The sequence below is a fragment of the Ideonella livida genome, from assembly GCF_010499455.1.
GTDB classification, from domain to species: domain Bacteria; phylum Pseudomonadota; class Gammaproteobacteria; order Burkholderiales; family Burkholderiaceae_C; genus Ideonella; species Ideonella livida.
This window is the reverse complement of the sequence record NZ_JAAGOH010000071.1, coordinates 1-4,234: the sequence shown is the minus strand read 5'-3', so window position 1 is coordinate 4,234 and position 4,234 is coordinate 1. Positions and strand designations below refer to the sequence as shown.

The window sequence follows — 4,234 nt, the reverse complement described above, 5'->3', positions numbered from 1 at the left end:
GCGGCCCGCCGCCCCGCTGCTGGGCCTGAGCAGTCCGGCGGCCACGGCGCCCGCCCCGGTGCTGGCCACCGCCACCCCGCCCGCGACGCCGCCGAGCGCCTGGGGCGGTCCGGAGCTGCGGGCCCAGCTCGCCCCGCAGCGCTACACCCTGCTGGCCGCCGAGATCGGCGCCCGCATCGAACAGCTGCCGGTCAGCGAAGGCAGCCCCATGCAGGCCGGTCAGGTGCTGGTGGCCTTTGATTGCAGCCTGCAGCGGGCCCAGATGGCCCGCGCCGAGGCCACCCTGGGCGCCGCGGAGAAGCAGCTGGCCACCCAGCGCCGCCTGGTGGAGTTGGGGGCCACCGGCCGCCAGGAACTGGACAACGCCGAGGCCGAAGTGGCCAAGACCCGGGCCGAGGCCCAGCAGATCCAGGTGCAGCTGGGCAAATGCCAGATCGTGGCGCCCTTTGCCGGCCGGGTGGCCGAGCAGAAGGTCCGCGAGCAGCAGTTTGTGCAGCCCGGCCAGGCCCTGCTGGAAGTGATCGACGACAGCGTGCTGGAGGTCGAGTTCATCATGCCCTCGCGCTGGTTGGCCCAGGTGCGCGCCGGCAGCGCCGTGCGCATCGCCGTGGACGAGACCGGCCGCAGCTACCCGGCCCGAGTGCTGCGCCTGGGCGCCCGGGTCGACCCGGTCAGCCAGTCGATCAAGGTCGTGGCCGCCATCGACGGCCGCCCCCGCGAACTGATGGCCGGCATGAGCGGCCGCGTGCTGGTGCAGCGCGCCGGCGCCAGCGCCCAGCCCTGAAGACCCAATCCCGTTTTTCTGCGGACCGTCCGGAGCCGGGCGGCCGCCTTGCCCCTTCCGAGGTGTCCGCATGTCCCGCCCCCAACGCCGCCGACTGACCCGCCGCGCCAGCCCCCGAGTGATGGCCCTGGAGGCCCGCCTGATGTTTGACGGCGCCGCCGCCGTGGAGGCCGTGCAGCGCCAGGCCGATGCGGACGCCGACCCCGGCGCCCGGGTCATCCCGGACACCCCACGCGAGACCGCGCGGGACACCGCCCTGGAGGCCATGCCCGGCCAGGGCGTGGCCAGCCTGCCCCCGGCCCTGCCCGGCCGCGCCGAACTGGTCGTCATCGACGCCCGGGTGCCCGACCTGGAGGGCCTGCTGGCCGCCCTGGGCCCAGGCCGCCAGGTGCTGGTGCTCGACCCCAGCCGCGACGGCCTGGCCCAGCTCCAGGAAGCCCTGGCCGGCCAGCCGCCACTGGAAGCCCTGCACCTGCTGGGCCACGGCGCGCAGGGGCAGATCGCCCTGGGCGCCACCACCCTGGGCCTGGACCAGCTGGACCCGGCGGCCCCCGCCCTGCAGGCCCTGGGCGGCCTGCTGAGTGAACAGGGCGACCTGCTGCTCTACGGCTGCGACGTGGCCGAAGGCGCCAACGGCCAAGCCTTCATCACCCGACTGGCCGAGCTGACCGGCGCCGACGTGGCCGCCAGCACCGACGCCACGGGCGCCAATGCGCGCGGCGGCGACTGGGTTCTAGAGGCCCGGGCCGGGCAGGTGGAGACCGAGACCCTGCAGGTGAGCGATGCGGCCTGGGCCCAGAGCCTGCCCGCTCCCTCCGTGAGCCTGAACACGGGCTACCAGCTGTTTGACAACGGCAGCCCGGGCGGCTTTGGCGCCAACTCCACCAACCCCGACATCGACCCCAACACCGCCAACGGCAGCGTCAATGGCGTGAACGCGGCCAGCAGCGGCAGCTTCACCTTCACCGCCTCGGCCAACTCCACGGCCAGCGACGGCAGCTTCCAGATCGACACCCAGGGCAACGACGTCACCGGCACACTCACCTTCACCGGCTCCCTGAAGAACACCGCCGGCACCACGGTGACCGGCACCTTCACCTTGACGGGCGCCATCTCCAAGCACATCAAGACGATCGACGGCAATTCCGGCGATTCCGAGGCCTTTTACTTCTTCACGGCCGGCAACGGCACGGCCAATCTCAACGGCCTGGGCTTCTTGCTGGTGGTGCCGGGCGATGAAGGCTTCTTCAGCCCCACCGACACCAACATCAGCCTGCCGGCGGACAACAGCTACCTGGCAGGGCTGAACGGCTTCCGCACGCTGCAGCAGAGCAGTCCCACGGTGAGTGTGAGTGATGTGACGGTGAGCGAAGACTCGCCCTATGCGGTGTTCACCGTGTCACTCAGCGCCGCCTCCAGCACGGCCGTGAGTTTCACACCCAGCCTGGTGAGCCTGGGCAGCGGCTGCGGCTACGCCACCGTGGGCACCGACACGGGCAGCACGCTGGAGTACTTCAATGGCACCACCTGGGTCTCAGCCAGCGGCGGCATCACCCTGACCGCAGGCAGCACGTCGGTACTGGTGCGTGCGGCCATCCAGAACGATGGCTTGTCCGAAGGACCCGAGGTTTACGGGCTGAGCACGGGCACCGTCACAGGCACCGTCTCCAACCCCGCCGGCGCCCAAGGCACCGGCACCATCTCCGACGATGGCACGGTGGACGACGTCTTCCTGGCAAACAACAACACCGCCACCGCGACCCATGGCGGCGCCGACAACGACACGCCCACGGTGCTCGACGCCAACTGGCAAACCCTGAACTTCAACGGCACGGGCACCAGCGGCGCCGGCAACAACTTCCTCAACCTCGTCGGCGACGGGCGAGCCAACGGCGACGTGGTGCGCTTCAACAACGTCATCACACTCAACGGGCAAGCCGTGGACGCCGTGGTGACCACGACGCTGAATAACGTCTCCATCGGCACCTACGACAGCACCGCCAACCCCTCGGGAACATCGGCCTACTTCCAGCCCAACCTGACGGCCACCGCCGCCGGCGGCTATGCCAGCTACCGCATCGACTTCTACAAGGCAGGAACCTACTCAGGCGGCGGCACCGGCGAAGCCGTGACCCTGGAGCACGTGGCCATCAACTCATACGACATCGATGGCGTCAGCTCGTCCAACAGCGACCGGCAGTTCCAGGAGTTCAAGGGCTTCTCACGGTATGAGGTTGCCAGTAACACCCAGCTGACGGCCAGCACCCAGGCTGACGGGTCGGTTCGGTTCACCTACGCCCCCACCGGCTCGGCCACCAACAACACCAGCATCTTTGCCGACGGCTATAGGGTCAAGGTGTTCTACGACAGCATGAACTCGCTGGTGCTCAAGGCGGGGGTGAACGCCTCAGGGGCAGGCAGTTTCAACGGCTTGGCCTACTTCGCCTTCGATTTCAGCGTCGGTCCTGGGTGGTCGGCCACCCCCACCAGCGTGGACACGCCCGCAGCCTCCCTCAGCTACGACCGGCTGGCCTTCAGCGAGGCGGGGGCCAACAACGGCAGCATTTCCCAGACGGCCACGATCACGCTGGCCAACGAAACCTTCACCGGCACGGACGGCCAGACCCTCAGCGGCGTGGTGGTGGCCAATCTGCCAGACGGATTGACCGCCGTTGTCACCCGCGTAGATGCCACCCACGCCACGCTCAGCTTCACGGGCCAGGCCACCAGTCACCTGAGCGCCGATGACCTGGCCAACATCCAGGTGCGGTTCACCGGCTCGGCTTTCACTGGCGGCAACGCCTGTGTGGTGACCGGCGCGGTACGTGCCGGCCTGAGCATCGACTTCGCTGATCCGGCGGCCAATACCGCGCCCACAGCCAGCAACGTCAGCGCCAGTGGCAACGAAGACGCCGCCTCCATCACCATCACCCTGTCCGGTTCGGACGCCGACGGCACCATCGCCAGCTACACCGTCAGCACCCTGCCCAGCCACGGCACGCTCTACAGCGACGCCGGCCTGACCCAGGTGGTGGCCGCGGGTGATTCGGTCAACGCCGCTACGCTCTACTTTGTGCCCGACGCCGACTGGAACGGCTCCACCAGCTTCAGCTACACCGCCACCGACAACAGCGGCGCCACCTCCACCTCGGCCACCGCCAGCCTCACGGTCAATGCGGTCAACGACGCGCCCGAGGGCGGCGACGTCACCGACCCGGACTGGGACGCCACCGACGGCCGCTATGAGCTGACCACGGACGAGGACACGCCGGTGGGTGGCACTGTGGCCGCGGGTGATGCCGATGGCGACACCCTGGCCTTTGGCGTGGATACCCACCCCAGCAACGGCTCGGTCACGATCGACGCCGCCACCGGCATCTACACCTACACGCCTGATGCCGGCTGGAGCGGTGTCGATTCCTTCATCGTCCTGGTCGACGACGGCAACGG

General features: G+C 69.5%; 2 protein-coding genes. Both read left to right on the top strand.

Annotated elements, in window-relative coordinates; all coding sequences use genetic code 11:
* On the top strand, positions 1-784 hold a 784-nt coding region (locus G3A44_RS23010; protein ID WP_203561547.1), incomplete at its 5' end, for an efflux RND transporter periplasmic adaptor subunit.
* A 70-nt stretch (positions 785-854) separates the two neighbouring features.
* Positions 855-4,234, top strand: a 3,380-nt coding sequence (locus G3A44_RS23005; protein ID WP_163460089.1) for a DUF4347 domain-containing protein, incomplete at its 3' end; no start/stop codon positions are given.